1 protein-coding gene is annotated in these 823 nt (G+C 58.0%); it reads right to left on the reverse strand.

Features of this window, described 5'->3' with window-relative positions:
* The coding region (locus IDM28_RS22115) for an immunoglobulin-like domain-containing protein (RefSeq protein WP_223176024.1) at window positions 1–823 on the reverse strand (823 nt) is incomplete at both ends.

Genomic DNA, 823 nt, shown 5'->3' on the forward strand with positions numbered 1-823 from the left:
AGATCGACGGCTTCGAAATTGCCGCCATTGACCGCAGTGACGGTCGCAGTGACTTCACTGCCGTCCTTGTAGACGTCTTCAACGTTGGTGTTCGGGACCTGGAGAGTGCCCTTGCCATCGGCGCCAACAGTTACCGTGTAATCAGTGCCACCGACGTTAACGGTCAAGGTAGCAGTGGTACCCGCCTGCGGCGGGTTGCTGAGCTGGAAGTTAAAGGTGAGGTTGGCATCACCCTCCTTCGCTGCTTCAGCAGTGACGGCCACGGTGGTGGTGTCGATGGTGTCTTCGACAGCAACGGTGGTGGTCGCGCCAGTCAGATCGACCGCTTCGAAGTTACCACCGTTAACCGCGGTGACAGTCGCGGTGACTTCGCTGCCATCTTTGTAGACGTCTTCAACGTTGGTATTCGGGACCGACAAGGTGCCCTTGCCATCGGCGCCAACAGTTACCGTGTAATCAGTACCACCGACATTTACAGTCAGAGTCGTGGTGCTGCCAGCCTGCGGCGGGTTGCTCAACTGGAAGTTGAAGGTGAGGTTGGCATCACCCTCCTTCGCTGCTTCAGCAGTGACGGCCACGGTAGTGGTGTCGATGGTGTCTTCGACAGCGACAGTGGTGGTCGCGCCAGTCAGATCGACAGCTTCGAAATTGCCGCCATTGACCGCGGTAACAGTCGCGGTGACTTCGCTACCGTCTTTGTACACGTCTTCAACGTTGGTATTCGGGACCGACAAGGTGCCCTTGCCATCGGCGCCAACGTTGACGGTGTAGTTAGTGCCACCGACACTTACAGTCAGAGTCGTGGTGCTGCCTGCCTGAGGCG

This window comes from Pseudomonas sp. EZ-C24 (assembly GCF_014525325.1).
GTDB lineage: Bacteria > Pseudomonadota > Gammaproteobacteria > Pseudomonadales > Pseudomonadaceae > Aquipseudomonas > Aquipseudomonas shirazensis.